Origin of the sequence: Sphingopyxis sp. MG (assembly GCF_002953155.1) — a bacterium.
Taxonomy (GTDB): Bacteria; Pseudomonadota; Alphaproteobacteria; order Sphingomonadales; family Sphingomonadaceae; genus Sphingopyxis; species Sphingopyxis granuli.
The window spans coordinates 2,956,381-2,979,119 of record NZ_CP026381.1 but is presented as its reverse complement, the minus strand read 5'-3'; the positions used below and the strand labels follow the sequence as shown (position 1 = coordinate 2,979,119).

At 67.9% G+C, this 22,739-nt stretch carries 18 protein-coding genes; 10 read left to right on the top strand and 8 right to left on the bottom strand.

Annotation, left to right across the window (positions count from 1 at the left end; genetic code table 11):
- The first annotated feature begins 66 nt into the window (after window positions 1-66).
- The gene (locus tag C3E99_RS13655) at window positions 67-999 is read left to right on the top strand and encodes an L-threonylcarbamoyladenylate synthase (protein ID WP_076076928.1); all 933 of its coding nucleotides are present in this window, start codon (window positions 67-69) and stop codon (window positions 997-999) included.
- An 18-nt stretch (window positions 1,000-1,017) separates the two neighbouring features.
- Here the strand turns inward: C3E99_RS13655 and C3E99_RS13650 are convergent, their stop codons facing one another.
- From C3E99_RS13650 to C3E99_RS13640, 3 genes are read right to left on the bottom strand one after another with little or no spacing between them, the layout of a single operon-like run.
- Window positions 1,018-1,920 (bottom strand): DMT family transporter, encoded by a 903-nt coding sequence (locus C3E99_RS13650; RefSeq protein ID WP_076076925.1) that lies wholly within the window; start codon window positions 1,918-1,920, stop codon window positions 1,018-1,020.
- A gap of 38 nt (window positions 1,921-1,958) precedes the next feature.
- Window positions 1,959-3,560, bottom strand: a complete 1,602-nt coding sequence (locus tag C3E99_RS13645) for a S10 family peptidase (protein ID WP_076076922.1) — start codon at window positions 3,558-3,560, stop codon at window positions 1,959-1,961.
- Between the two features lie 53 nt (window positions 3,561-3,613).
- Window positions 3,614-4,393 carry an SDR family NAD(P)-dependent oxidoreductase gene (locus C3E99_RS13640; protein ID WP_104959958.1) on the bottom strand — a complete coding sequence of 260 codons (780 nt, stop codon included), beginning with the start codon at window positions 4,391-4,393 and terminating at the stop codon, window positions 3,614-3,616.
- A gap of 87 nt (window positions 4,394-4,480) precedes the next feature.
- On the opposite strand from C3E99_RS13640, the gene C3E99_RS13635 reads away from it, so the two are divergent.
- Complete coding sequence (locus C3E99_RS13635) at window positions 4,481-6,004, top strand: acyl-CoA carboxylase subunit beta (RefSeq protein ID WP_076076917.1); 1,524 nt, start codon at window positions 4,481-4,483, stop codon at window positions 6,002-6,004.
- A gap of 21 nt (window positions 6,005-6,025) precedes the next feature.
- On the opposite strand, the gene C3E99_RS13630 is transcribed toward C3E99_RS13635, so the two are convergent.
- On the bottom strand, window positions 6,026-6,820 hold the full coding sequence (locus tag C3E99_RS13630; RefSeq protein ID WP_076076914.1) for an SDR family oxidoreductase: 795 nt from the start codon (window positions 6,818-6,820) through the stop codon (window positions 6,026-6,028).
- Window positions 6,821-6,988: 168 nt separating this feature from the next.
- Between C3E99_RS13630 and C3E99_RS13625 the strand changes: the two genes are divergently transcribed.
- The 3 genes from C3E99_RS13625 to C3E99_RS13615 all read left to right on the top strand — a co-directional run bounded on the left by C3E99_RS13625 (window position 6,989) and on the right by C3E99_RS13615 (window position 10,882).
- Window positions 6,989-7,255 carry a hypothetical protein gene (locus tag C3E99_RS13625; RefSeq protein ID WP_067106142.1) on the top strand — a complete coding sequence of 89 codons (267 nt, stop codon included), beginning with the start codon at window positions 6,989-6,991 and terminating at the stop codon, window positions 7,253-7,255.
- A gap of 104 nt (window positions 7,256-7,359) precedes the next feature.
- Window positions 7,360-10,095 carry a preprotein translocase subunit SecA gene (gene secA, locus C3E99_RS13620; protein WP_076076912.1) on the top strand — a complete coding sequence of 912 codons (2,736 nt, stop codon included), beginning with the start codon at window positions 7,360-7,362 and terminating at the stop codon, window positions 10,093-10,095.
- A 55-nt stretch (window positions 10,096-10,150) separates the two neighbouring features.
- Window positions 10,151-10,882 carry a peptidase gene (locus C3E99_RS13615; protein ID WP_067106147.1) on the top strand — a complete coding sequence of 244 codons (732 nt, stop codon included), beginning with the start codon at window positions 10,151-10,153 and terminating at the stop codon, window positions 10,880-10,882.
- A 203-nt stretch (window positions 10,883-11,085) separates the two neighbouring features.
- On the opposite strand, the gene acs is transcribed toward C3E99_RS13615, so the two are convergent.
- Complete coding sequence (gene acs, locus C3E99_RS13610) at window positions 11,086-13,050, bottom strand: acetate--CoA ligase (RefSeq protein WP_076076909.1); 1,965 nt, start codon at window positions 13,048-13,050, stop codon at window positions 11,086-11,088.
- Window positions 13,051-13,218: 168 nt separating this feature from the next.
- Between acs and amaB the strand changes: the two genes are divergently transcribed.
- Window positions 13,219-14,748, top strand: a complete 1,530-nt coding sequence (gene amaB, locus C3E99_RS13605) for an L-piperidine-6-carboxylate dehydrogenase (protein ID WP_104959957.1) — start codon at window positions 13,219-13,221, stop codon at window positions 14,746-14,748.
- A gap of 107 nt (window positions 14,749-14,855) precedes the next feature.
- Here amaB and C3E99_RS13600 read toward each other — a convergent pair whose 3' ends face one another.
- The 3 genes from C3E99_RS13600 to fsa all read right to left on the bottom strand — a co-directional run bounded on the left by C3E99_RS13600 (window position 14,856) and on the right by fsa (window position 17,994).
- The gene (locus C3E99_RS13600) at window positions 14,856-16,355 is read right to left on the bottom strand and encodes an acetyl-CoA acetyltransferase (protein ID WP_442800473.1); all 1,500 of its coding nucleotides are present in this window, start codon (window positions 16,353-16,355) and stop codon (window positions 14,856-14,858) included.
- A 1-nt stretch (window position 16,356) separates the two neighbouring features.
- Window positions 16,357-17,160: an enoyl-CoA hydratase-related protein gene (locus tag C3E99_RS13595; RefSeq protein WP_076076904.1), complete on the bottom strand. Its 804-nt coding sequence runs from the start codon at window positions 17,158-17,160 to the stop codon at window positions 16,357-16,359.
- 183 nt (window positions 17,161-17,343) lie between these two features.
- A complete protein-coding gene (fsa, locus tag C3E99_RS13590; RefSeq protein ID WP_076076901.1) occupies window positions 17,344-17,994 on the bottom strand; it encodes a fructose-6-phosphate aldolase in 651 nt (216 codons plus the stop codon).
- Between the two features lie 188 nt (window positions 17,995-18,182).
- On the opposite strand from fsa, the gene radA reads away from it, so the two are divergent.
- From radA to C3E99_RS13570, 4 genes are all read left to right on the top strand, one after another.
- A complete protein-coding gene (radA, locus tag C3E99_RS13585) occupies window positions 18,183-19,544 on the top strand; it encodes a DNA repair protein RadA (RefSeq protein ID WP_104960384.1) in 1,362 nt (453 codons plus the stop codon).
- Between the two features lie 286 nt (window positions 19,545-19,830).
- Window positions 19,831-20,406 carry a CvpA family protein gene (locus tag C3E99_RS13580; RefSeq protein WP_076078127.1) on the top strand — a complete coding sequence of 192 codons (576 nt, stop codon included), beginning with the start codon at window positions 19,831-19,833 and terminating at the stop codon, window positions 20,404-20,406.
- Entirely contained in the window at window positions 20,403-20,828 is a 426-nt protein-coding gene (locus C3E99_RS13575; protein WP_104959956.1) for an iron-sulfur cluster assembly scaffold protein, read from the top strand. The genes C3E99_RS13580 and C3E99_RS13575 overlap by 4 nt, the downstream gene beginning before the upstream one ends.
- On the top strand, window positions 20,825-22,711 hold the full coding sequence (locus C3E99_RS13570; protein ID WP_076076899.1) for a cation:proton antiporter domain-containing protein: 1,887 nt from the start codon (window positions 20,825-20,827) through the stop codon (window positions 22,709-22,711). The genes C3E99_RS13575 and C3E99_RS13570 overlap by 4 nt, the downstream gene beginning before the upstream one ends.
- Window positions 22,712-22,739 lie beyond the last annotated feature (28 nt).

Genomic DNA, 22,739 nt, shown 5'->3' with positions numbered 1-22,739 from the left:
TTTTAGGGGGTGATTCCGTTGCAGCCGGCGCTATAGCGCGGCATGGCCGATGGTCCAATCGAGAGTATGGCAACCGAAGTCTGCGCCTTCGACGCCGACACGGTCGTGTGCGCCGCGGCGCTCGTCGCGCAGGGGCTTCCGGTCGCGGTGCCGACCGAAACGGTCTACGGCCTCGCCGCCGATGCACGGAACGCCGATGCGGTCGCGCGCATCTATGCCGCGAAGGGGCGGCCTGACTTCAACCCGCTGATCGTCCATGTGCCCGATCTGGCGGCGGCCGAGGCGCTGGGGGTGTTCGGCACGGCCGAGCGCACCCTCGCGGCGCGCTTCTGGCCGGGGCCGCTGACGCTGGTGGTGCCGCGCACGCGCGACTGCACGGTTGCGCGCATCGCGACGGCGGGGCTCGACACGATCGCGCTGCGCGTGCCGGCGCACCGGGCGATGCGGGCGCTGCTTGCCGCCAGCCGCGCGCCGCTCGCCGCGCCGAGCGCCAACGCCAGCGGCCGGGTGAGCCCGACGAGGGCGGCGCATGTGCTGACGAGTCTCGACGGACGGATCGCGCTGGTGATCGACGATGGTGCGACGACGGCCGGAGTCGAATCGACGATCGCACGGGTCGTGGACGGCGCGGTGGAGGTGCTGCGACCGGGGCCGGTGACGGCGGCGATGCTCGGCGCAGCCAGCGGCCTCCCTGTCCGCGGACGCAAGGGGGCCGACGTCGTTGCCCCCGGTATGCTGGCAAGTCATTATGCGCCGGGCAAGCCGGTGCGGCTGGATGCGGCTTCCTTTGCGCCCGACGAGTTCGGCATCGGCTTCGGCGCCCTGCGCGGCGACTATTGCCTGAGCGAGGCGGGCGACGCGACCGAGGCGGCGGCGCATCTGTTCGACGCGCTGCATGCGGGAGCGGCGAGCGTAAAGCCGCGGATCGCGGTCGCCGCGATTCCGGCCGATGGACTGGGCGCGGCGATCAACGACCGGCTCGCGCGCGCGGCGGTGTGAATTCGCGCGAAATATTGCCTAAGCCGCCGCCGGCTCGACCGGGTCTCTGCGCGGGGTCTTGCGCGTGACGATCAGGCAGGCGGCGACGATCAGCAGCGCGCCGGCGATCGTCGGCAGCGTCACCGGCTCGGCATAGAAGAACCAGCCGAACAGCATCGCCCACAGGAAACCGGTATATTCGGTGGTCGCCAGGATCTGCGCCTCGGCACGCGCATAGGCCCAACTCAGCAGCAGCAGCGACAGGATGGCGAGCAGCGCGGCGCCGACGATCGGCGCAGCGTGGGCGGCGGCGGGAATCGCCGCGAACCACGGCGCCGCAAGCGACAGGAACAGCGCGACGAACAGATTCTGATAGAAGGCGATCTCCGCCGGCCCCGCCATCTTCGCCTGCCGCCGCGCGAGGATGAGGTTGTAGGCGTAGCAGACCGCCGAAAGGAACACCGCGCCGACCGCCCACAGCGCCTGCGTGTCGTGCCCGCCGCCGCGCAGCTTGCCCGCGACGATCACCAGCACCCCCGCGAACCCCAGCAGCGACGCGGCGATCGAGCGTCGCCCGATCCGCTCGCCGAGGAAGATCGCAGCCATGTAGAGCGCGAGCAGCGGCGCGACGAAGGCGAGCGCGATCGCCTCGGCCATCGGCAGCCGCGCGAGCGCCCAGAAGAAGCCGAGCGCCATGCCGGTGACGAACAGCGAGCGCCAGGCGTGGATGCGCATCGTCGCCGTGTCGGGGCGCGCCGGCCGCGCCGCGAAATAGACGAGACCGCTCAGCACGCTTCCCGCCATCGTACGCCACAGCACCGCATTATAGGCGCCGATGCCGATCGACAGGCCCTTCATCAGCACGTCCATCGACGAATAGGTCGCTATCCCCGCGCAGGCGACGAGGAACGGGACGAGCGGCGAGGGCGAGTCGGGACGCATGACGGGGCTTCGGTGCGATGAGATGACCGCCGCGCGGTTCAGTCGATATGGTCGGTGCGGCGGATGAAGTCGGCGACGTCGACGCGCATCTCGCGAAGCAACGGGACGTTGACGTAGACCATGTGGCCGGCGGGATAATATTTATAGGCGATGTTCGCCTGCAGCTCCTTGGGAACCGGCAGGTGCTGAAGCTCGTACCAGCCCGCGAAATAGGGGGTCGAGACGTCGAAATAGCCGCCGGTGACGAGCAGCTTCATCTGGGGATTCTGCTTCATCGCGGCCGCGAGGTCCGGCAGCACGTTGGGGAGGGCGATCAGCGGCCTGCCGGCCTCGGGCGGTTCGTGCTTGTAGTCCCAGCTTCCATAGACGCCGAGGCTGCCCTCGTAATGCCGGCCCTCGCCATAGCCGAGCGTGCGCCGGGCGTAATCGTTGAACGCCGCGGTGTAGGCGCCGCCGATCGCGCTGCCCTGCGGATCGTAGGAGGCGGTCTTGCTCAGCGGGTCGAGCGTCGGCCCGGTGAAGCGCGTGTCGAGCGTCCCGGTCGTCTGCCCCTTGTCGGCGAGCAGTTCCTTCTGCATCGCGCCATATTCGATGCGCAGGTTCGTCTTGAGCAGATAGGCGAGCGGCAGCCCGGTATAGGCGTGGAGCCTTGCGGCGATCGCCTGCCGCTCATCGTCGGGAAGCCCGTTCCCCTTCATCAGCGCGAGCGCATAGTCGGTGGTGGCGAATCTTTCGACTTCGTCGAGGAAGGGACGCAGTTCGGGATGATTGCCCGCGGCGCGCTTGTGGTACCAGGCGGTCGCGGCATAGGTCGGCAGCGACACGATATAGGGCAGGTCGACCCCGGGGTTGAGCTGCGGGTCGTCGGGGACAAGGTCCCAGTTCAGGATGTCGGACAGCAGGATCACGCCGTTGAGGTCGATGTCCTGCCGTTGCAGCGCCAGCGTCATCCCCGCGGCGCGCATCGTCCCATAGCTTTCGCCATAGAGATATTTGGGCGATTTCCAGCGGCCGTGTTTCGATAGGAAATCGCGGATGAAGACGGTGAAGGCGTGGATGTCCTGATCGACGCCGAAGAAGGCGTCGGCCTTGTCCTTGCCCGCGACGCGGCTGAAGCCGGTGCCCGGCGCGTCGACGAAGACGAGGTCGCTGACGCCCAGCAGGCTCTGGTCGTTGGCGACGATGCGATAGGGCGCGCTGCCGTGAACCAGATCGGGCGTCTCGACGCGCACCGGGCCGAAGGCGCCCATGTGCAGCCACAGCGTCGGCGATCCGGGGCCGCCGTTGAAGAAGAAGGTGATCGGGCGGCTCTCGGCGGGCACGCCCTCCTGGAAATAGGCGGTGTAGAACATCGACGCCTCGGCGTCGGGCACGTCCTTTCCGGCATCCTTGTCGCGGCGGCGCTCGGCGGCGAGCGTGTCGGTCCATCCCTTCGGATGGACGATCAGCGTGCCCGCCACCGCCTGATAGGCGATGGCGACGCCGTCGACCGTCACCGACCCCGCCGAGCGCACCTCGGTAGGCTCGAACATCGGACCGGCGGGCGGCGCCGTTTCGGATGCGGCGCGCGGTTCCTTCGACTGGGCGGCGGCGCAGCCCGCAAGCAGGACGGCAAGGGCAAGGGCGGCGAAGGATTTCATGGATCGGACCTCGGGATCATTAGGGACGGGTCATAGGGGCGACGGTGCGGGGGTCAGCGAAAGCTTCCCTGTCCGGCGCCGTCGATGTTGAGCTTCTGCCCCGAACAATAGGGGTTGGCGTCGGAGACGAACCACAGCACCGCCGCGGCGACATCGTCGGGCGTGGGGACGCGGCCGAAGGGGAATTTGGCGTCGAGGTGATGGATGTCGTCCTGCCCCGTGATCGCGCGTGCCAGCCGCTCACCCATGTCGCTGACGGTCAGCGACGGTGCGACGATGTTGACGCGCACGCCGCTGCGCACCTCTTCCTTGGCGAGGGTGAGCGCCAGCGCCTCGGCCGCCGCCTTCGCCATGTTGTAGGGCGCGCCGTTGGCGGCGTGGTTCAGCGTCGCGACGCTCGAGATGACGACGATGTCGCTGCGCTCGTGCCGGCGAAGCTGCGGCAACGCGAGGCGCGACAGGCGATGGGCGCCGACCGCGTGGATGGCGAGCAGCTTCTCGACCTCGGCGGCGTCGGTGTCGGCGACGGTTTTGCCGCGACTGGCGATGCCGGCGTTGTTGATCAGGATCGACATGGGGCCGAAGTCGGCCTCGATTGCGGCGACCATCGCGGCGGACGCCGCTTCGTCGGCGACCGATGCCTGATAGGCCCGAGCCTTGCGGCCGAGTGCGATCACCCCGGCCACCGTTTCGGCGGCGGCCTCGCCATCGCGCGTATAGTTGACCGCGATATCGGCGCCCGCCCTGGCCAGCGCCAGCGCGATGCCGCGCCCGATGCCGCGCGAGGCGCCGGTGACGAGCGCGGTGCGGCCCGCGAGGGTGATGTCGGTCATATCTCTTCTCTCCCCTTTGCCCCTCTCGTAAACGGGAGGGGAGAAAATGGGAATGACGTTTCCGTCAACGTAAGCTAGCGTCGCGCGATGAGCTGGGAAAAGGAAGTCGCCGAACTCGCCGCGCGGCGCGCGATGGCGGAGAAGATGGGCGGCGCCGAAAAGGTCGCGCGCCAGCACAGCCGCGGCAAGATGGACGCGCGGGCGCGGCTCGCCGCGATCGTCGACGCGGGCAGCTTTCGCGAGATCGGGCAGATCGCGGGACGGGGCACTTATGGTCCCGACGGCGAACTGGAAGATCTGGCTGCGAGCAACTTCATCTTCGGCCGCGCCAATATCGACGGGCGGCCGGTGGTCGCGAGCGCCGACGACTTTACCGTGCGCGGCGGCGCGGCCGACGCGGCGCTGCACCGCAAGTTCATCCAGTGCGAGGCGATGGCGCACGAATATCGCCTGCCGCTGATCCGCATGATCGACGGCACCGGCGGCGGCGGGTCGGTCAAGACGCTGGAGGACATGGGCTATACCTATATCCCGCATGTGCCCGGCTGGGACCAGATCATCGCCAATCTCGACACGGTGCCGGTGGTCGCGCTCGCGCTGGGGCCGACGGCCGGGCTGGGCGCGGCGCGGGTCGTCGCGAGCCACTACAGCCTGATGGTGCGCGGCCTGTCGCAGCTTTTCGCGGCGGGGCCGGCGGTCGCGGCGGCGATCGGCGACACGCTCGACCGCGAGGAACTGGGCGGCAGCGACGTGCACACGCGCAATGGCGTCGTCGACGACGAGGTGGCGAGCGAGGCGGAGGCTTTCGCGCGCGCCCGCCGCTTCCTGTCCTACCTCCCGTCGTCGATCCACGATCGCGCCGTGCGGACGAAGAATCGCGACCCCGCGGGCCGGCGCGAGGAGGCGCTGCTGTCGGTCGTGCCGCGCGAGGCGAAGCAGGTCTATTCGATGCGGCGCATCGCCGAAGCCGTGTTCGACAAGGGCAGCGTCTTCGAAATGGGCGCGCGCTGGGGGCGGGCGGTCATCACCGCCTTTGCCCGCCTCGACGGCTGGCCGGTCGCGGTGCTCGCCAGCGATCCCACCTACCTCGGCGGATCGTGGGACGCGAAGACGAGCGAGAAGGCCGAGCGCTTCGTCAAGCTCGCCGACCAGTTCCATCTGCCGATCGTCCACCTCGTCGACAATCCGGGCTTCATGATCGGCGGCGAGGCCGAGCGGACAGGGACGATCCGCTATGGCGTGCAGGCGATGAACGCGATCTATCGCGCGTCGGTGCCGCTCGCGTCGGTGGTGGTGCGGCGCGCCTACGGCATCGCGGGGAGCGCGATGTCGAACGCCGAGCGCTTCCAGTACCGCTTCGCCTGGCCGTCGGGCGACTGGGGCAGCCTGCCGATCGAGGGCGGAGTCGAGGTCGCCTACAAGAGCGAACTGGAAGCGGCCGAAGACCCGGGGGCGCATCTGGAGGCGATCCGCGAACGGCTCAACCGCGTACGCAGCCCGTTCCGCACCGCGGAGAAATTCGGGGTCGAGGACATCATCGACCCGCGCGACACGCGGCCCCTGCTGTGCGAGTTCGCGGAGCTCGCGTGGCGCGTGGTGGGGCGGGGCTAGGGATGGCGCGTCAAGCTCGCCCTATCCCCCCAGGCCGTCGACCTTCTTCGACTGCTTGACGATCAGGCCGGGGAACCAGCGGGCGAGGCGGGCGAGACGCTTCGCCATCTTGCCCACCGTCACATGCACCCGGTCGCCGTGCACCGCGTCCCACGCCGCTTCGGCGACGCGTTCGACGGGCACGATCTCATATCCGTTCGCCGACAGGCGATTGCGCGCGGGTTCGTTGCTGTCGGCGCTGACCTGATCGAGCAGCGGGGTGTCGATGAAGCCCGGCATCAGCGAGCGGACCTTGATGCCGTGCTTGGCGAATTCGATGTCGAGGGCCTCGGTCAGGCCGCGCACCGCGAATTTGGTCGCCGAATAGATGGCGAGCCCGCCGACGCCGTAGAAGCCCGATGCGGAGCCCGTGTTGAGGATCGTCGCCCCCGGCGTCGCGCGGAGCAGCGGCAGCGCCGCGTAGATGCCGTTGACGACGCCACCGAAGTTGATCGCGATCAGCCGGTCGGCCTCCTCGGGCGGCATGTCGATCAACTGGCCCCCCGTTCCGATGCCGGCATTGTTGAACAACACGTCGAGCCGGCCGCCGCTCGCCGCCGCGAAATCGGCAAGCGCCGCCCGCCACTGGTCGCGGTCGCGCACGTCCATGACGTGGCGCGACGAGGCGCCGTCGGGAAGCAGCGCCGCGGTTTCGTCGATCCCTTGCGCATTGACGTCGGCGATGCCGACGAACCAGTCCTGCGCGGCGAAATGTCGCGCGGTCGCCCGGCCGATCCCCGATCCGCCGCCGGTGATGAAAATTGCCTTCCTCGTCATCGCGCCCTCCCTGACATGTTTGTCAGCGAGGGATGGAGCGTCGGAAGCCCGCGCGTCAAGCGGCAATGCCGACCAGGGGTCAGGACCCTAGACGCGGCGGGGCTTTCACCCTATGTTCAGCGTCGCGTGCGCATAGGGGGGCGCGCTCAACCTGAAGAGGGGCGATTCTTGCGGTTATTGCTGACCCTTTTGGCCTTGCTGACCGGCCTCGCCGGTGCGGACCGGGCCGTGGCCGCGCCGCTGGCGCCCGCCACGATGGGGTCGCTCGTCTTGCTCGCCGATGTGGCGAGCCAGAGCGAGAATAACGACAAGGTCCGCCGTCCCGTCGACCCGACCCCGACCCGCCGCGCCTCCTGCGCCTGCCGCAAGGCGCCGCGCTCGTCGGCGCCGCATCTTCCCGGCCTGCTCGGCCGCATCGACCGGGCGCTCGAATAGCCTTTTTCGCGGGCCTTCGCGCCTGACGATCGACCAGCGGCCGCAATCAGCGGCCCGGCGGCGCACAAGCCGCCTCTTTCAGTTCATATACCAAGGAAATCGCCATGTTCGGCAGCTTCGCCAAAAGCCTTTTCGGTTCGTCCAACGACCGCTACGTCGCCTCGATCCGCAAGATCGTCACCGGGATCAACGCCTTCGAGCCCGCGATGGAGGCGCTCGACGACGACGGCCTGCGCGCGCAGACACAGAAATTCCGCGACCGGCTCGAAGCCGGCGAGACGCTCGACGATATCCTGCCCGAAGCCTTCGCCACCGTCCGCGAGGCCGCGAGGCGCCGGCTCGGCATGCGGCATTTCGACGTGCAGATGGTCGGCGGCATCGTCATCCACCGCGGCGAGATCGCCGAGATGGCGACCGGCGAGGGCAAGACGCTGATGGCGACGCTGCCCGTCTATCTGAACGCGCTCGAGGGCAAGGGCGTCCACGTCGTCACGGTCAACGACTATCTGGCCCGCCGCGACGCCGAATGGATGGCCGAGGTCTATGGCTTCCTTGGCCTCACCACCGGCGTCATCGTCCCGAACCTCAACGAGACGCAGCGGCGCGAAGCCTATAATTGCGACATCACCTATGCGACGAACAACGAATTGGGGTTCGACTATCTGCGCGACAACATGAAGTTCGACCGCACGCAGATGGTGCACCGCCCCTTCAACTTCGGCATCGTCGACGAGGTCGATTCGATCCTGATCGACGAGGCGCGCACGCCGCTGATCATCTCGGGCCCGACCGACGACAAGTCGGAACTCTACATCCGCGTCAACGAGGTGGTGAACCAGCTCGTCGAAGCCGATTACGAGAAGGACGAGAAGACCAAGTCGATCAGCCTGACCGAGGACGGCACCGAGCATGTCGAGCGACTGCTCGAGGCCGCCGGGCTCCTCCAGGGCAGCAACCTCTATGACATCGAGAACACCCAGGTCGTCCATCACGTCAACCAGGCGCTGAAGGCGATCCAGATGTTCCGCCGCGACACCGACTATATCGTCAAGGACGACAAGGTCGTCATCATCGACGAGTTCACCGGCCGCATGATGGACGGGCGCCGCTGGTCCGATGGCCTGCACCAGGCGGTCGAGGCGAAGGAAGGGGTCAAGATCGAGCCCGAGAACCAGACGCTCGCGTCGATCACCTTCCAGAATTATTTCCGCATGTACCCGAAGCTCGCGGGCATGACCGGCACCGCGGCGACCGAGGCGGCCGAATTCTTCGAAATCTACAAGATGAACGTCGTCACCATCCCGACCAATCGCCCGATCGCGAGGGCCGACGAGGAGGACGAGTTCTACAAGAACATCACCGACAAGTTCGGCGCCATCGCGCGTACGATCCGCGAGGCGAACGAGCGCGGCCAGCCGGTGCTGGTCGGCACCGTGTCGATCGAGAAGTCGGAACTGCTCTCCTCCTTCCTCGAAAAGGAAGGCGTCGCGCACAGCGTGCTCAACGCGCGCTTCCACGAGAGCGAGGCCAATATCGTCGCGCAGGCGGGGCGGCTGGGTGCCGTCACCATCGCGACCAACATGGCGGGCCGCGGCACCGACATCAAGCTGGGCGGCAACGAGGAATCGCGCATCGAGAACGAAGTGGGCGACATGCCCGCGGGGCCCGAGCGCGACGCGGCCGAAGCGCGCATCCGCGAGGAGGTCGCCGCCGAACGCGAGGCGGTGAAGGCGGCGGGCGGGCTGTTCGTGCTCGGCACCGAACGCCATGAAAGCCGCCGCATCGACAACCAGCTGCGCGGCCGCTCGGGACGCCAGGGCGACCCCGGCCTGTCGAAATTCTACCTGTGCCTCGACGACGACCTGCTGCGCATCTTCGGCCCCGACACGCTGTTCGCGAAGATGATGAACAAGAATCTGGAGGACGGCGAGGCGATCGGGTCGAAATGGCTGTCGAAGGCGATCGAGACCGCGCAGAAGAAGGTCGAGGCGCGCAACTACGACATCCGCAAGCAGGTCGTCGAATATGACAATGTCATGAACGACCAGCGCAAGGTTATCTACGACCAGCGCGGCGAGATCATCGACAGCGACACGGTCGACGACGCGATGGACGCGATGCGCGCCGAAACGGTCAATTCGATCGTCGCCGACGCCTGCCCGCCCGGCAGCTATCCCGAGCAGTGGGACATCGCGCAGATGAAGGCGCGCATCGCCGACGTGCTCGAACTGGCGCCGCCGCTCGAAGCGTGGATGGAAGAGGACGAGGTCGATCCCGAAATCTTCGAGGAGCGCATCCAGAAGATGGCCGAGGACGCCGCCGCCGCGAAGGCGGCGCAGGTCGACCCCGAAACGTGGCGCGGGATCGAGAAGTCGATCCTGCTCCAGACACTCGACCATCATTGGAAGGAGCATCTGTCGACGCTCGACGCGCTGCGCCAGGTCGTCTTCCTGCGCGCCTATGCGCAGAAGCAGCCGATCAACGAATATAAGCAGGAAGCCTTCGCCCTGTTCGAGCGCATGCTCCAGAACATCCGCGAGGATGTGACGCGCACCGTCGCGCGGATCGACTTCCAGTTCCAGGAGCCCGAGCCGCTGCCGCTGCCCGATCTCCCCGACTTCCTGACCACGCACATCGACCCCTTCACCGGCGAGGACAACAGCGCCGACATCGACGGCGGATCGCTGGGCGTGATCGCCGACACGCTGCCCCCGATGGCGGCCCCGCGTCCCGACCTGCCCGAGGGCGAGAATCCCTATGCGGCGATGGAGATCAGCCGCAACGCGCCCTGTCCCTGCGGGTCGGGCCGCAAATACAAGCATTGCCACGGGGCGCTTTGAGGCCGCGCGCACCGCTGCCCTTGACGGCGGCGGCGGACCGGGCGAACTTCGGGCGATGACCTATTGCGTCGGCATGCGCCTGAACAAGGGACTGGTGTTCATGTCGGACACCCGCACCAACGCGGGCGTCGACGACATCTCGCAGGTCCGCAAGATGCGGAGCTGGCACGTTCCCGGCGAGCGCGTGATCACGCTGATGTCGGCGGGCAATCTGGCGACGACGCAGGGGGTCGTCAGCCTGCTCGACGAGCGGCTCAAGGCGCCCGGCGACCGGCATCCGCCGATCCTCACCGCGGCGTCGATGTTCGAGGTCGCGACGATCATCGGCGAGACGCTGCGCGGCATCGTGATGCGCTATGGCGCGGAGGGCCAGAACGCCGAATCGATCTTCCGCGCCTCGCTGATCGTCGGGGGGCAGATCCGCGGCGGCGAGCCGCGGCTGTTCCTGATCTATCCCGAGGGCAATTTCATCGAATCGGGCGAGGACAATCCCTTCTTCCAGATCGGCGAGACCAAATACGGCCGCCCGATGATCGTCCGCTCCTATCATCCCGCCATGGCATTCGAGGATGCGGTGAAACTGCTGTGCGTCTCGTTCGATTCGACGATCCGCGCCAACGCCGGGGTCGATCTGCCGATCGACCTGAAGGTGCACGCGCGCGACGACTTCACCACCGTGCGCGAACGTCGCTTCGAACGCGGCGATCCCTATTACCAGAGCGTCTCCGACGGCTGGGCCGCGGCGTTGGGGCACGCGCTCGACACGCTGCCGGACTTTCATTTCTGACCACCGGCATTTCTGACGACCGACGCCGCTCCGGCTTTCGCTAGAGCATCGTGCGTTAAATCTGCATCACCCTTTCTGCCGTTCGTGCTGAGCTTGTCGAAGCACCGTCATTCTTCTTGCGGCGCCAAAAGAAAGAACGGCCCTTCGACAAGCTCAGGGCAAACGGTTCAGATTTAATGCTCGATGCTCTAGAGGCGGCGAAGCTACCGGTTCCGCCGCTCCTCGATCAGCCCGTCGACCAGGCTCGGGTCGGCGAGGGTCGAGGTGTCGCCGAGCGATCCGAAGTCGTTTTCCGCGATCTTGCGCAGGATGCGCCGCATGATCTTGCCCGAGCGCGTCTTGGGCAGCGCCGGGGTCAGGTGGATATGGTCGGGGGTCGCGATCGGGCCGATCTCGGTGCGCACCTGCTGCTTCAGCATGGTGACGATCTCGTCGGTCGGCTCGATACCCGCGTTCAGCGTGACATAGGCGTAGATGCCCTGGCCCTTGATGTCGTGCGGGAAGCCGACGACCGCCGCCTCTGCCACCAGTTCGTGCAGCACCAGCGCGCTTTCGACCTCGGCGGTGCCCATGCGGTGTCCCGACACATTGATGACGTCGTCGACGCGGCCGGTGATCCGCCAATAGCCTTCGGCATCGCGGCGGCAGCCGTCGCCGGTGAAATATTTGCCCTTGTAGGTCGAGAAATAGGTCTGAACGAAGCGCTCGTGATCGCCATAGACAGTGCGCATCTGCCCCGGCCAGCTGTGCGTGATGCACAGATTGCCCTCGGCGACCCCGCCATCCTGTTCGTCGGCGAGGACGTTGCCGTCGGAATCGACGAGTTGCGGGCGGACGCCGAAGAAGGGGCGCCCCGCGCTTCCCGGCTGCATCGGATGCGCGCCGGGCAGGGTGGTGATCATCGTGCCGCCGGTCTCGGTCTGCCACCAGGTGTCGACCACCGGCACGCGGCCCTTGCCGACGACATCGTGATACCAGCGCCACGCCTCCGGGTTGATCGGTTCGCCGACGCTGCCCAGCAGGCGCAGCGACGACAGGTCGTGGCGTGTCACATAATCGTCGCCTTCGCGCATCAGCGCGCGAATCGCGGTCGGCGCGGTATAGAGGATGTCGACCTTGTGCTTGTCGACGACCTGCCAGAAGCGGTCGTGGTCGGGATAGTTGGGAACGCCCTCGAACATCAGCGTCGTCGCGCCGTTCTGTAGCGGACCATAGACGACATAGCTGTGCCCGGTGACCCAGCCGATGTCGGCGGTGCACCAGAAGATCTCGCCGGGGCGATAGTCGAAGCCGTACCAGAAAGTCGATGCGATCCACACCGAATAGCCGCCGGTGGTGTGAAGCACGCCCTTGGGCTTGCCGGTCGAGCCCGAGGTATAGAGGATGAACAGCGGGTCCTCCGCCCCCATCGGCTCGCAGGGGCATTCGGCGCCGACGTCGGCCGACAGCGCGTCGTACCAATGGTCGCGGCCTTCCTTCATCGCGATGTCGCCGCCGGTGTGCGCGATGACGAGCACGCCTTTCACCGCGACGCGTTCAAGCGCCTTGTCGACATTGGCCTTCAGCGGAATGGTGCGGCCGCCGCGCAGCCCCTCGTCGGCGCAGATCACCCAGTCGCTGCCGCAATCCTCGATACGGCCGTGGATCGCCTCGGGTGAGAAGCCGCCGAAGATGACGCTGTGGATTGCGCCAATCCGCGCGCAGGCGAGCATCGCCACCGCGCCTTCGGGGATCATCGGCATATAGATGGTGACGCGGTCGCCCTTGCGGACGCCCAGCTTCTTCAGCGTGTTCGCCATGCGGACGACGTCGGCGAGCAGCGCCGCATAGCTGATCGTCCGCGCCTCGCCGTCGGGGGCGTCGGGTTCGAAGATGATCGCGGTCCGGTCGCCGCGGCCCGCCGCGACATGGCGGTCGAGCGCATTGTGGCAGAGGTTGAGGACGCCGTCCTCATACCATTTGATGCTGACGGGATCGAACGACCAGTTGGCGATCTTCGTGGGCGGGGTGAACCAGTCGAGCCGTTCGGCCTCCTTCGCCCAGAAGGCATCTGGATCGGCGATGCTTTCGGCATAGAGCCGCTCGTAATCGGCGGCGCTGGTGTGCGTGTTCGCTGCTGCCGCGGGCGGGACCGGGACGAAGGGCTCGGAAGGGGGCAGTTCGGACATCCTTGATTCTCCCGATCTTTGGGCCTGCCCGTTGCCGGGGCGTTCGGCCGCGAATCCTTTTTCCTTCCTTATCCGTTCGCATCGAGCGAAGTCGAGATGCCTATCGCTTGCATTCGCCTTCGGGGTGTCTCGACTTCGCTCGACACGAACGGAGAGAGGGGTATTGGGATGGAAGGCGAAAGGCTGAAAGGATGGACGTTGGCCGGGATCACGGAAGAAACTGGACGCTTGCTCGACGCATTGGGCGTCGATCGTGCCGCATGGACCGACGGTTCGATGCCGTCGCTGTCGCCGCTGACCGGCGAGCAGGTCGCGATGGTGCGCGTTTCCGGCGCGGCCGACATCGATGCGGCGCTGGATCGCGCGACCGCGGCATTCCGCGCGTGGAGCCGGGTCCCGGCGCCGCGGCGCGGCGAGCTGGTGCGGCTGTTCGGCGAGGAATTGCGCGCCGCGAAGGATAGCCTCGCCCGGCTGGTGACGATCGAGGCGGGCAAGATTCCCTCGGAAGGCGCGGGCGAGGTGCAGGAGATGATCGACATCTGTGACTTCGCAGTCGGGCTGTCGCGGCAGCTCTATGGCCTCACCATCGCGACCGAGCGCCCGGGGCACCGGATGATGGAGGTCTGGCACCCGCTCGGCGTCGTCGGCGTGATCTCGGCCTTCAATTTCCCGGTCGCGGTATGGGCGTGGAACGCCGCGCTGGCGCTGGTGTGCGGCAACAGCGTGGTGTGGAAGCCGTCCGAAAAGACGCCGCTCACCGCGCTGGCGACGCAGGCGATCTTCGAGCGCGCGCTGGTGCGTTTCGGCGAAGCGCCCGCGGGGCTGTCGCAGCTTCTGATCGGCGGACGCGAGGCGGGCGAGGCGCTGGTCGACGACGCCCGCGTCGCGCTCGTTTCGGCGACCGGCTCGACGCGGATGGGCCGCGCGGTCGCGCCGCGGCTGGCCGGGCGCTTCGCGCGCGCGATCCTCGAACTCGGCGGCAACAACGGCGTGATCGTCGCGCCGTCGGCCGACCTCGACCTCGCGTTGCGCGGGGTGGCGTTCGGGGCGATGGGCACGGCGGGGCAGCGCTGCACGACGACGCGGCGGCTGTTCGTCCACGACAGCATCCATGACGCCTTCGTCGCGCGGCTGAAAGCCGCCTATGCGAGCGTCGCGGTCGGCAACCCGCTGGAAGGCGACGTGCTCGTCGGGCCGCTGATCGACCGGGCCGCGTTCGAGGCGATGCAGGCGGCGCTGGCCGCCGCGCGGGCGGCGGGCGGCGTCGTCCACGGCGGGACGCGCGTCGGCGAGGGCGCGAGCTATTATGTCCGTCCGGCGCTGGTCGAGATGCCGGGGCAGGTCGGGCCGGTGCTGGAGGAGACGTTCGCACCGATCCTCTACGTGATGCGCTACGACGATCTGGACGCGGCGATCCGGCTGCACAACGCCGTCGCCGCGGGGCTGTCGTCGGCGATCTTCACGCGCGACCTGACCGAGGCCGAGCGCTTCCTCGCCGCAAGCGACTGCGGCATCGCCAACGTCAATCTGGGGACGAGCGGGGCCGAGATCGGCGGCGCCTTCGGTGGCGAGAAGGAGACGGGCGGCGGCCGCGAGTCGGGATCGGACAGCTGGAAGGCCTATATGCGCCGCGCGACGAACACGGTGAATTATTTGGACGCGCTGCCGCTGGCGCAGGGGGTGTCGTTCGATATCTAGTTCCCCTCCCGCTTGCGGGAGGGGTTAGGGGAGGGCGTGTCGCTCTCCCGTACCTTGGCTTTCAAACGGGCCCTCCCCCGACCCCTCCCGCAAGCGGGAGGGGAGAATTAGGCCCGCCAGCCGAATCCCTCGTCCAGCGCTACAATGCGCCCTTCCGTTCCCACCGGTTCGGCCTTGCCGTCGGTCAGGAAAGCCAGCATCGCCGCGTCGCGCACGTCGACATGCGCGAGCGTGCGCTGCCCTTCGGGCGTGCGCGCGACGACGACGCCCGCTCTGGGCGCGCCATCGCGCCCGTAGAAGACCGTGTAGCTCTCGATCGTCGCCGGCCCCGCATAATCCTCGACCAGTTCGGGAACGGGGCCGCGCTTTTCCTCGGCTTCGGCCTGATAGTCGAAATCCTGCGGAAAGCGTGCCGCCGCGATCGGCCGGTTGCCCAGCACGATGCAATGATTGTCGGTCGCGAAACCGCCATTGGCGAACAGGAAGCCATAGCGGCCTTCGCGGCGCAGCTTGTCGACCATCGAGACGACCGCGTGGCTCATGTAATTGGCGATCGGGCCGCCGCCGAAGGTCAGGCCGCCGAACACGCTCGCGGGCCGGTCCCACGGCCAGCCGAGGATGCGCCGCGCCATCTTCGGCACGCAGGGAAAGCAGCTGTAGAGTTCGACGCAGTCGCAATCCTCGACCGTCATGCCGTTCAGGTCGAGCGTGCGGGCGATCGACGTCTCCATGCTGACGCTATGGTCGTAGCGGTCGCGCGCCAGAATGCTCGCGGGTTCCTTCGCGGCAGCGCCCATGCCGACGTAGATCAGCCGATCCTCGGCGATGCCGCGTCGCCGCGCCTCGGCAAGGCTGGCGACGAGAAAGCCCGCGCCCTGGTTCACCGACGAATTGGCGACCATCAGCTTCGAATAGGGAAAGGCGATCGGGCGGTTGCGTTCGTTCACGTCGAGGATGTCGGCGGGCGAGGTGGGCTTTCTTATCCACGCGCCGGGGTTTTCCGCCGCGACCTCGGAAAAGCGCGACCAGATTTCGGCGCTTTCGAACTGCGCGTCCTCGAGGCTTTCGCCCCATGCCGCGCGCGTCGCATTTTCGTAGAGCGGATAGATGTCGACCGGCGCCGACAGGCCGTGCCTCTGGGCGTAGTTGGGTTCGCGCCGCGTCGCCACCTTGCGCACGGCATTATAGCTCTTGTCCTCGCCGCTCGCCGCCTTGGCGGCGCGGCCCGCGGCGGTGCGCAGCGCCTCGCCGCCGACGACGGCCGCCAGCTTGACCTCGCCTGCGCCGATGCGGTTCGCGGCCTCGTTGAGCAGGCGGATCGGCGTGTCGCCATGCGGCGCCGCCGACTGGTAGTTGATCGCGGGCGCTGCTCCGATCGCCACCGCGAGCGGTTCGCACAGCTTGCCGAGATGATGGAAGCTGATCTGGTCGACGATCGCGAGGCTGTCGATGTCGGCGAGCGGCACGCCGGCGTCCTGCGCCGCGACCTTCAATGCCTCGACCATCAGGCCGAGCGAGTCGAGCCCCCGGTCGGGATCGTCGGGGCGGTCGTTGACCTGCCCGACGCCGATGATGACGGGAATGCGTTCGGGATCGGTCATGCTCATCTCAGCGTGCCTTCCACACCGGCTTGCGTTTCTCCGCGAAGGCGCGCGGCCCCTCGCGCGCGTCCTCGCTCGCCATCAGCAGCTTGCGTTCGCGGCTGTTGTCGGCCCAATGCGCATCGTCGCCGGCGATCTGTCCGTCCTGCATCCTCAGCGCGACGCGCTTGGACGCCTGCACCGACAAGGGGGCGTTGCCCGCGATCTTCTCTGCGAGCGCCATCGCGGTCGGCATCAGGTCGGCGAGCGGCACGACGCGGTTGGCGAAACCATAGCGCAGCGCGGTCGCGGCGTCGAACGGATCGCCGGTCAGCAGATGTTCCATCGCCAGCTTCGGCGGTAGCTGCTTGACGATGCGGAAGGCGCCGCCCGCCGCCGCGAACAGCCCGACCTTGACCTCGGGCAGGCCGAACTGCGCATTTTCGGCGGCGACGATCAGGTCGCACATCAGCGCGAGCTCGCAGCCGCCGCCGAAGGCGAAGCCGTTGACCGCGCCGATCACCGGTTTCGAGATCGGGTGCGCGGCAAAGCCGCCGAAGCCCCATGCCTGCTGCGCCTTGTCTTCGGGAGCCAGCGCGCCGCCGCGCGACAGGGCGACGAGGTCGGCGCCGGCGCAGAACGCCTTGTCGCCCGCGCCGGTGATGATGACGACGCGGATTTCGGGGTCGCTTTCCGCTTCGTTGAGCGCGGTGCCGATGCCGACGTGGACCGCCGCGTTGACGGCGTTGCGCGCCTCGGGCCGGTTGATCGTGACGATCAATATATGACCGTTGCGTGTCGTCAGGACGGCGGGGGCGGCGGTGTCGGTCATGCGAATCTCTCCCTTTCGGGCGAGTATCGGCGCGAGTTGACGTTTACGTCAACTGGAAAGGGTGCGATTATGCAGTGTGTCCCCGCGAAGGCGGGGACCCATCTCCCGCCAGTTCAAAATAGCGCTGCAGGATGATGGGCACCCGCCTTCGCGGGTGCACACGGCTTGTTTATGTTCGGCAGATCAGATCGACTGCCCGGTCTTGGCCCAGTCCGCCAGAAACCCTTCGATGCCCTTTTCGGTCAGGACGTGCTTGAACAGCCCCTTGATGACCGACGGCGGCGCGGTCATCACGTCGGCGCCGATCTTCGCAGCCTCCAGCACATGGATGCCGTGGCGCACGCTGGCGACGAGGATTTCGGTGTCGAAGGCGTAATTGTCGTAGATCAGGCGGATGTCGGCGATCAGCTGCATGCCGTCGAAACCGTTGTCGTCGTGGCGGCCGACGAAGGGTGAGACGAAGGTCGCCCCCGCCTTTGCCGCGAGCAGCGCCTGCGTCGCCGAGAAGCAGAGCGTGACGTTGACCATCGTCCCGTCGCCGGTCAGCGCCTTGCAGGTCTTGAGCCCGTCGATGGTCAGCGGCACCTTGATGCAGACATTGTCGGCGATCCTGCGAAGGATTTCGGCCTCCTTCATCATCGTTTCATGGTCGAGCGCGACCACCTCGGCCGACACGGGGCCGTCGACGAGGGCGCAGATTTCCTTCGTCACCTCCTTGAAGTCGCGGCCCGACTTGGCGATCAGCGACGGGTTGGTCGTGACGCCGTCGAGCAGGCCGGTCGCGGCGAGTTCCTGGATGGCGTCGATTTCGGCGGTGTCAGCGAAGAATTTCATGGCTCGGGTGATCCTGCTGGATGGTGATTCGGGTTTTCCGATCCCCTAGAACCCTTTCCTCGTCATTGCGAGCGAAGCGAAGCAATCCAGGGCGGCTTACGCATGCTCTGAATTGCTTCGCTTCGCTCGCAATGACGATGGTGGGAAATTGCTAGCGTTCCATTTTTGTTCCGACTATGCGAGGCCGCATGGCCAAAGCGAAACGCCAATATGTCTGCCAGAATTGCGGCGCCGTCAGCTATCGCTGGCAGGGTCAGTGCGCCGATTGCGGCGAATGGAACACGCTGGTCGAGGAAGCGGCCGAAACGGTCTTTTCCGCGAAGCACGACCTGTCGAAGGGCGGCCGCACGCTCGCGCTCGAAACGCTCGACGAACAGAGCGCAATGCCCGAGCGGATGCTGTGCGGCATCGCCGAGTTCGACCGCGCGCTCGGCGGCGGCTTCGTCGCCGGGTCGGCGACGCTGATCGGCGGCGATCCCGGGATCGGCAAATCGACCTTGCTGCTTCAGGCCGCGGGCCGGATCGCCAAGGCGGGCAGGTCGGTCGTCTATATCAGCGGCGAGGAAGCGGCGGCGCAGGTGCGGCTGCGCGCGCAGCGGCTGGGGCTCGGCGACGCGCCGGTGGCGCTCGCCAGCGCGACTTCGGTGCGCGACATCCTCGCAACGCTGGAGGGGCGCGGCGCCGATTTCGTCGTCATCGATTCGATCCAGACGATGCACAGCGACCTGATCGACAGCGCGCCGGGCACCGTCAGCCAGGTGCGCGCGAGCGCGCAGGAGTTGATCCGCTATGCCAAGGACAGCGGCGCGGCGATCGTGCTCGTCGGCCATGTGACGAAGGACGGGACGATCGCGGGACCGCGCGTGCTTGAGCATATGGTCGACACCGTGCTGGCGTTCGAGGGCGAGCGCAGCCACCAGTATCGCATCCTGCGCGCGGTCAAGAACCGCTTTGGCGGCACCGACGAGATCGGGGTGTTCGCGATGGGCGAGGAGGGGCTGGGCGAGGTCGCCAACCCGTCGAGCCTCTTCCTGACCGACCGCAGCCGCGACGTGCCGGGGTCGGTGGTGTTCCCCGCGCTGGAGGGCACGCGGCCGGTGCTGGTCGAGGTACAGGCGCTGACCGTCCGCCTCGCCAGCGGCGCGACGCCGCGCCGCGCCGTCGTCGGCTGGGACAGCGGGCGGCTCGCGATGGTGCTCGCGGTGCTCGAGGCGCGCTGCGGGCTCCAGATGGGTGCGGCGGAGGTCTATCTGAACATCGCGGGCGGCTATCGCCTCACCGATCCGGCGGCCGACCTCGCCGTGGCGGCGGCGCTGATCTCGGCGTTCAGCGAGCGGCCGGTGCCCGCCGATGCGATCGTCTTCGGCGAACTTTCGCTGTCGGGCGAGGTGCGCCCGGTCGCGCACGACGCGCTGCGCCTGCGCGAGGCGGCGAAGCTCGGCTTTTCAAGCGGCTGGGGGCCAAAGGGGATGAAGGGTGTGAAGGGGATCGGCGTCACCGGCTTCGGCCGGCTCGGCGAACTCGTTGACCTGATGCTCGGGCGTGCCTAGGACGGATCGCCATTCAGAAGATGGCGAGCCGAAAATGGTGGTTTTTCGTGACCCGGAGCGCAGCGTGCTGATGGCACGTGAGCACCGGAAGCGCGAAAAGCCGCCATTTGCAGGCCGCCAGAGCTGAATGGCGATCCGTCCTGGATCGACGGACATCAAGCTATTCCGTTCGCCCTGAGCTTGTCGAAGGGCTGTTCTTTCTGCCGGGAAGGAGAAAAAGGACGGTGCTTCGACAAGCTCAGCACGAACGGTTGTATTTCATGCGTGATTTTTGGATTGCGGTTCGATGGCGAATCTGACGGCCCTCGACATCATCGTGCTGACGCTCGTCGGCGGCGGAGCGGTGCTCGGCTTTTCGCGCGGGCTGGTGCAGGAGGTGACGTCGCTCCTCGCCTGGGTGCTCGCTTTCCTGGCGGTGCGCTTCTTCCATGCGATGCTGACCGGCCTGCTGGGCGCCTATATCAGCGCCCCCGGCGGCGCGGCGATGCTGTCCTTCGTGCTGTTGTTCGGCGGCGCGTTCGCGGTGACGAAATGGGGATCGCGCGCGATGGGGCAGCGCAGCCGCGCCTCGCTGGTCGGCGGTTTCGACCGCGGGCTCGGCGCGGGGTTCGGCGCGGTGAAGGGGCTTTTGCTCGCGACATTGCTCTTCATGGCGGCGACCTTGCTCTACGATGTCGGTTACGGCAACGCGGCACGTCCGGGCTGGATGACCGAAAGCCGCACCTATCCCGCGCTGAGCGCGACGAGCGCGGCGCTGAGCAAGGTCATTGCCGACCGCCGCGCCGACGCGCGCTCGGCGGCGGTGCCCGACGCGGCGGAACAGGATGCCGCGGCGCAGGGCGGGGCGGATCGGGCGCGATGAGCGCGCCGCTCTACAATCGCGACATATTGGCGCTGGCCGTCGCCAACGCCGACTATCCGCTGCTGGATACCGGGCAGCGCGCCTCGCTGCGCGCGCCGCTGTGCGGCAGCCGGATCATCGTCGATATCGATGCCGACGCCGCCGGGACGGTGCGCGCGGTCGGCCTGCATGTCGAGGCATGCGCGCTGGGGCAGGCATCGGCGGCGCTGCTCGCGCGCCATGCGCCGGGGCGCAGCCTTGCCGACCTGCGCGCCGCGCGCGATGCGATCGCCGGCTGGTTCGCGGGCGAGGGTGCGGTGCCCGACTGGCCGGGGTTCGACCTGCTCGCGCCGGCGCGCGACTATCCGGCGCGGCACGGCGCGATCCTGCTGCCCTTCGATGCCGCGGTCGCGGCGCTCGCGGGCGCCGACGTCGCGGGATGATGCTGCCGCTCCTCTCGGCGGGCGCGGCGGTAACCGAGCGGGTATCCGAAACGCCGACCGACACCTTGCTGTTCGAAGGCGCGATCCTGCTCGGTGTCGCGACGCTGTTCGTGATGCTGTTCCGCCGCCTCGGGCTCGGCGCGGTGCTCGGCTATCTGGTCGCCGGGGCGCTCGTCGGCCCCTATGGGCTGGGGCTCGTCGGCGGCGGCGAATCGAAGCTCGCGTTCGCGGAGATCGGCATCGCCTTCCTGCTCTTCCTCGTCGGACTCGAACTGCATCCGCGGCGGCTGTGGCAGCTCCGCAAGGCGATCTTCGGGCTCGGCCTCGCGCAGGTGGTGGTGACGGGGCTGGTGCTCACCGGACTGATCCTGCTGACGCAGGGCTTCAGCTGGCAGGCGGCGCTCGCGCTCGGCCTGCCGCTCGCGCTCTCCTCGACCGCGCAGGTGCTGCCCAGCCTCAAGAGTTCGGGGCGGATCAACTCGCCTTTCGGTGAAAAGGCCTTTTCGATCCTGTTGTTCCAGGACCTCGCGATCGTGCCGATGATCACCATCGTCGCCGCCCTGTCGCGCGCGCCCGCCAATCCCGCGGCGCCGCCGGGCGGGGTGCTGGCGCTCTACACGGTGCTCGCGATCGTCGGGCTGGTGCTCGCGGGGCGCTTCGTCGTCAATCCGCTGCTGCGTCTCGTCGGCCGCTATGGTGAGCGCGAGCTGTTCGTGGTCGTCGGCCTGCTCGTCGTGCTGGCGAGCGCGGCGCTGATGCACAGCCTGCACGTCTCGACCGCGCTCGGCGCCTTCGTCGCGGGCGTGATGCTCGCCGATTCGCCCTATCGGCACGAGATCGAGGCCGATGTCGAGCCGTTCCGCCTGATCCTGCTCGGCCTCTTCTTCCTCGCGGTGGGCATGGTGCTCGACGTCAACGTCGTGCTCGCCGATCCGCTGCGCGTCGTCGGGCTGGCGGCGGGGCTGGTGATCGTCAAGGTGGTGGTGCTGACGCTGCTGGTGCGCGCGGCCGGCAAGTCGTGGCAGGTCGCCTTCGGCCTCGCGCTGCTGCTCAGCCAGGGCGGCGAGTTCGGTTTCCTGCTCTTCACGCAGGCGGCCGATGCGATGCTCATCGCGCCGCAGGCGGCCAGCCTGTTCAGCGCCGTCGTCACGCTGTCGATGGTCACGACGCCCTTCCTGATGCTGTTCGCGCGCAACCTCGAACTGGCGCCGGGGAGCGATGAGGCCGGTTATGACGGGCCCGATGCCGCGCCGCGCGGTTCGGCGCTGGTCATCGGCTATGGCCGCTTCGGACAGATCGTCGCGCAGATGCTGCACGCGGTCGACTGCTCGGTGACGCTGATCGACCGGAAGCCGAGCCAGATCGAGCTGTCGGGACGCTTCGACACCAAGGTCTATTTCGGCGACGGGCTGCGGCTCGACCTGCTGCGCCGCGCGGGGGCGGAGGAGGCGCGGCTGATCATCTATTGCATCGACGACCCGTCCGTCGACGCCGCGACGCTGGCGCCGATCGTCGAGGCCTTTCCGCAGGCGCAGGTGCTGACCCGCGTGTTCGACCGCCGCCAGTTGATGGCGATCGACGGCGCGGGGGTTTCCGGGGCGGTGCGCGAGCTGTTCGAAAGCTCGATCGCGCTCGGGCTGATGGCGCTCGGCCGGCTCGGCGTCGACCCGCGCGAGATGGAGGATGTCGAGGCGGCGCTGCGCCAGCTCGACGCCGAGCGGTTGGGCATGCAGATGAGCGAAGGCGACCTCGGCGCCGGGCGTGATTATCGCTTCGTCGCGGGCGGCGGCCGCCAGGCGGCGAGCGTCCTCGAAGCGCTGCGCGAGCGGCGGGCGGCGGCGAAACGCGCGCGCGAAGAAGAGGAAAGCGGTGCGGCGGCGTGACTTCAATAACCTCGCAATGACGAGTGTT

Bases quoted from the DNA above. Each gene is read 5' to 3' on its own strand.
- C3E99_RS13655 (WP_076076928.1), top strand. From the start codon at position 67: ATGGCAACCGAAGTCTGCGCCTTCGACGCCGACACGGTCGTGTGCGCC.
- C3E99_RS13650 (WP_076076925.1), bottom strand. From the start codon at position 1,920: ATGCGTCCCGACTCGCCCTCGCCGCTCGTCCCGTTCCTCGTCGCCTGC.
- C3E99_RS13645 (WP_076076922.1), bottom strand. From the start codon at position 3,560: ATGAAATCCTTCGCCGCCCTTGCCCTTGCCGTCCTGCTTGCGGGCTGC.
- C3E99_RS13640 (WP_104959958.1), bottom strand. From the start codon at position 4,393: ATGACCGACATCACCCTCGCGGGCCGCACCGCGCTCGTCACCGGCGCC.
- C3E99_RS13635 (WP_076076917.1), top strand. From the start codon at position 4,481: ATGAGCTGGGAAAAGGAAGTCGCCGAACTCGCCGCGCGGCGCGCGATG.
- C3E99_RS13630 (WP_076076914.1), bottom strand. From the start codon at position 6,820: ATGACGAGGAAGGCAATTTTCATCACCGGCGGCGGATCGGGGATCGGC.
- secA (WP_076076912.1), top strand. From the start codon at position 7,360: ATGTTCGGCAGCTTCGCCAAAAGCCTTTTCGGTTCGTCCAACGACCGC.
- C3E99_RS13615 (WP_067106147.1), top strand. From the start codon at position 10,151: ATGACCTATTGCGTCGGCATGCGCCTGAACAAGGGACTGGTGTTCATG.
- acs (WP_076076909.1), bottom strand. From the start codon at position 13,050: ATGTCCGAACTGCCCCCTTCCGAGCCCTTCGTCCCGGTCCCGCCCGCG.
- amaB (WP_104959957.1), top strand. From the start codon at position 13,219: ATGGAAGGCGAAAGGCTGAAAGGATGGACGTTGGCCGGGATCACGGAA.
- C3E99_RS13600 (WP_442800473.1), bottom strand. From the start codon at position 16,355: ATGAGCATGACCGATCCCGAACGCATTCCCGTCATCATCGGCGTCGGG.
- C3E99_RS13595 (WP_076076904.1), bottom strand. From the start codon at position 17,160: ATGACCGACACCGCCGCCCCCGCCGTCCTGACGACACGCAACGGTCAT.
- fsa (WP_076076901.1), bottom strand. From the start codon at position 17,994: ATGAAATTCTTCGCTGACACCGCCGAAATCGACGCCATCCAGGAACTC.
- radA (WP_104960384.1), top strand. From the start codon at position 18,183: ATGGCCAAAGCGAAACGCCAATATGTCTGCCAGAATTGCGGCGCCGTC.
- C3E99_RS13580 (WP_076078127.1), top strand. From the start codon at position 19,831: ATGGCGAATCTGACGGCCCTCGACATCATCGTGCTGACGCTCGTCGGC.
- C3E99_RS13575 (WP_104959956.1), top strand. From the start codon at position 20,403: ATGAGCGCGCCGCTCTACAATCGCGACATATTGGCGCTGGCCGTCGCC.
- C3E99_RS13570 (WP_076076899.1), top strand. From the start codon at position 20,825: ATGATGCTGCCGCTCCTCTCGGCGGGCGCGGCGGTAACCGAGCGGGTA.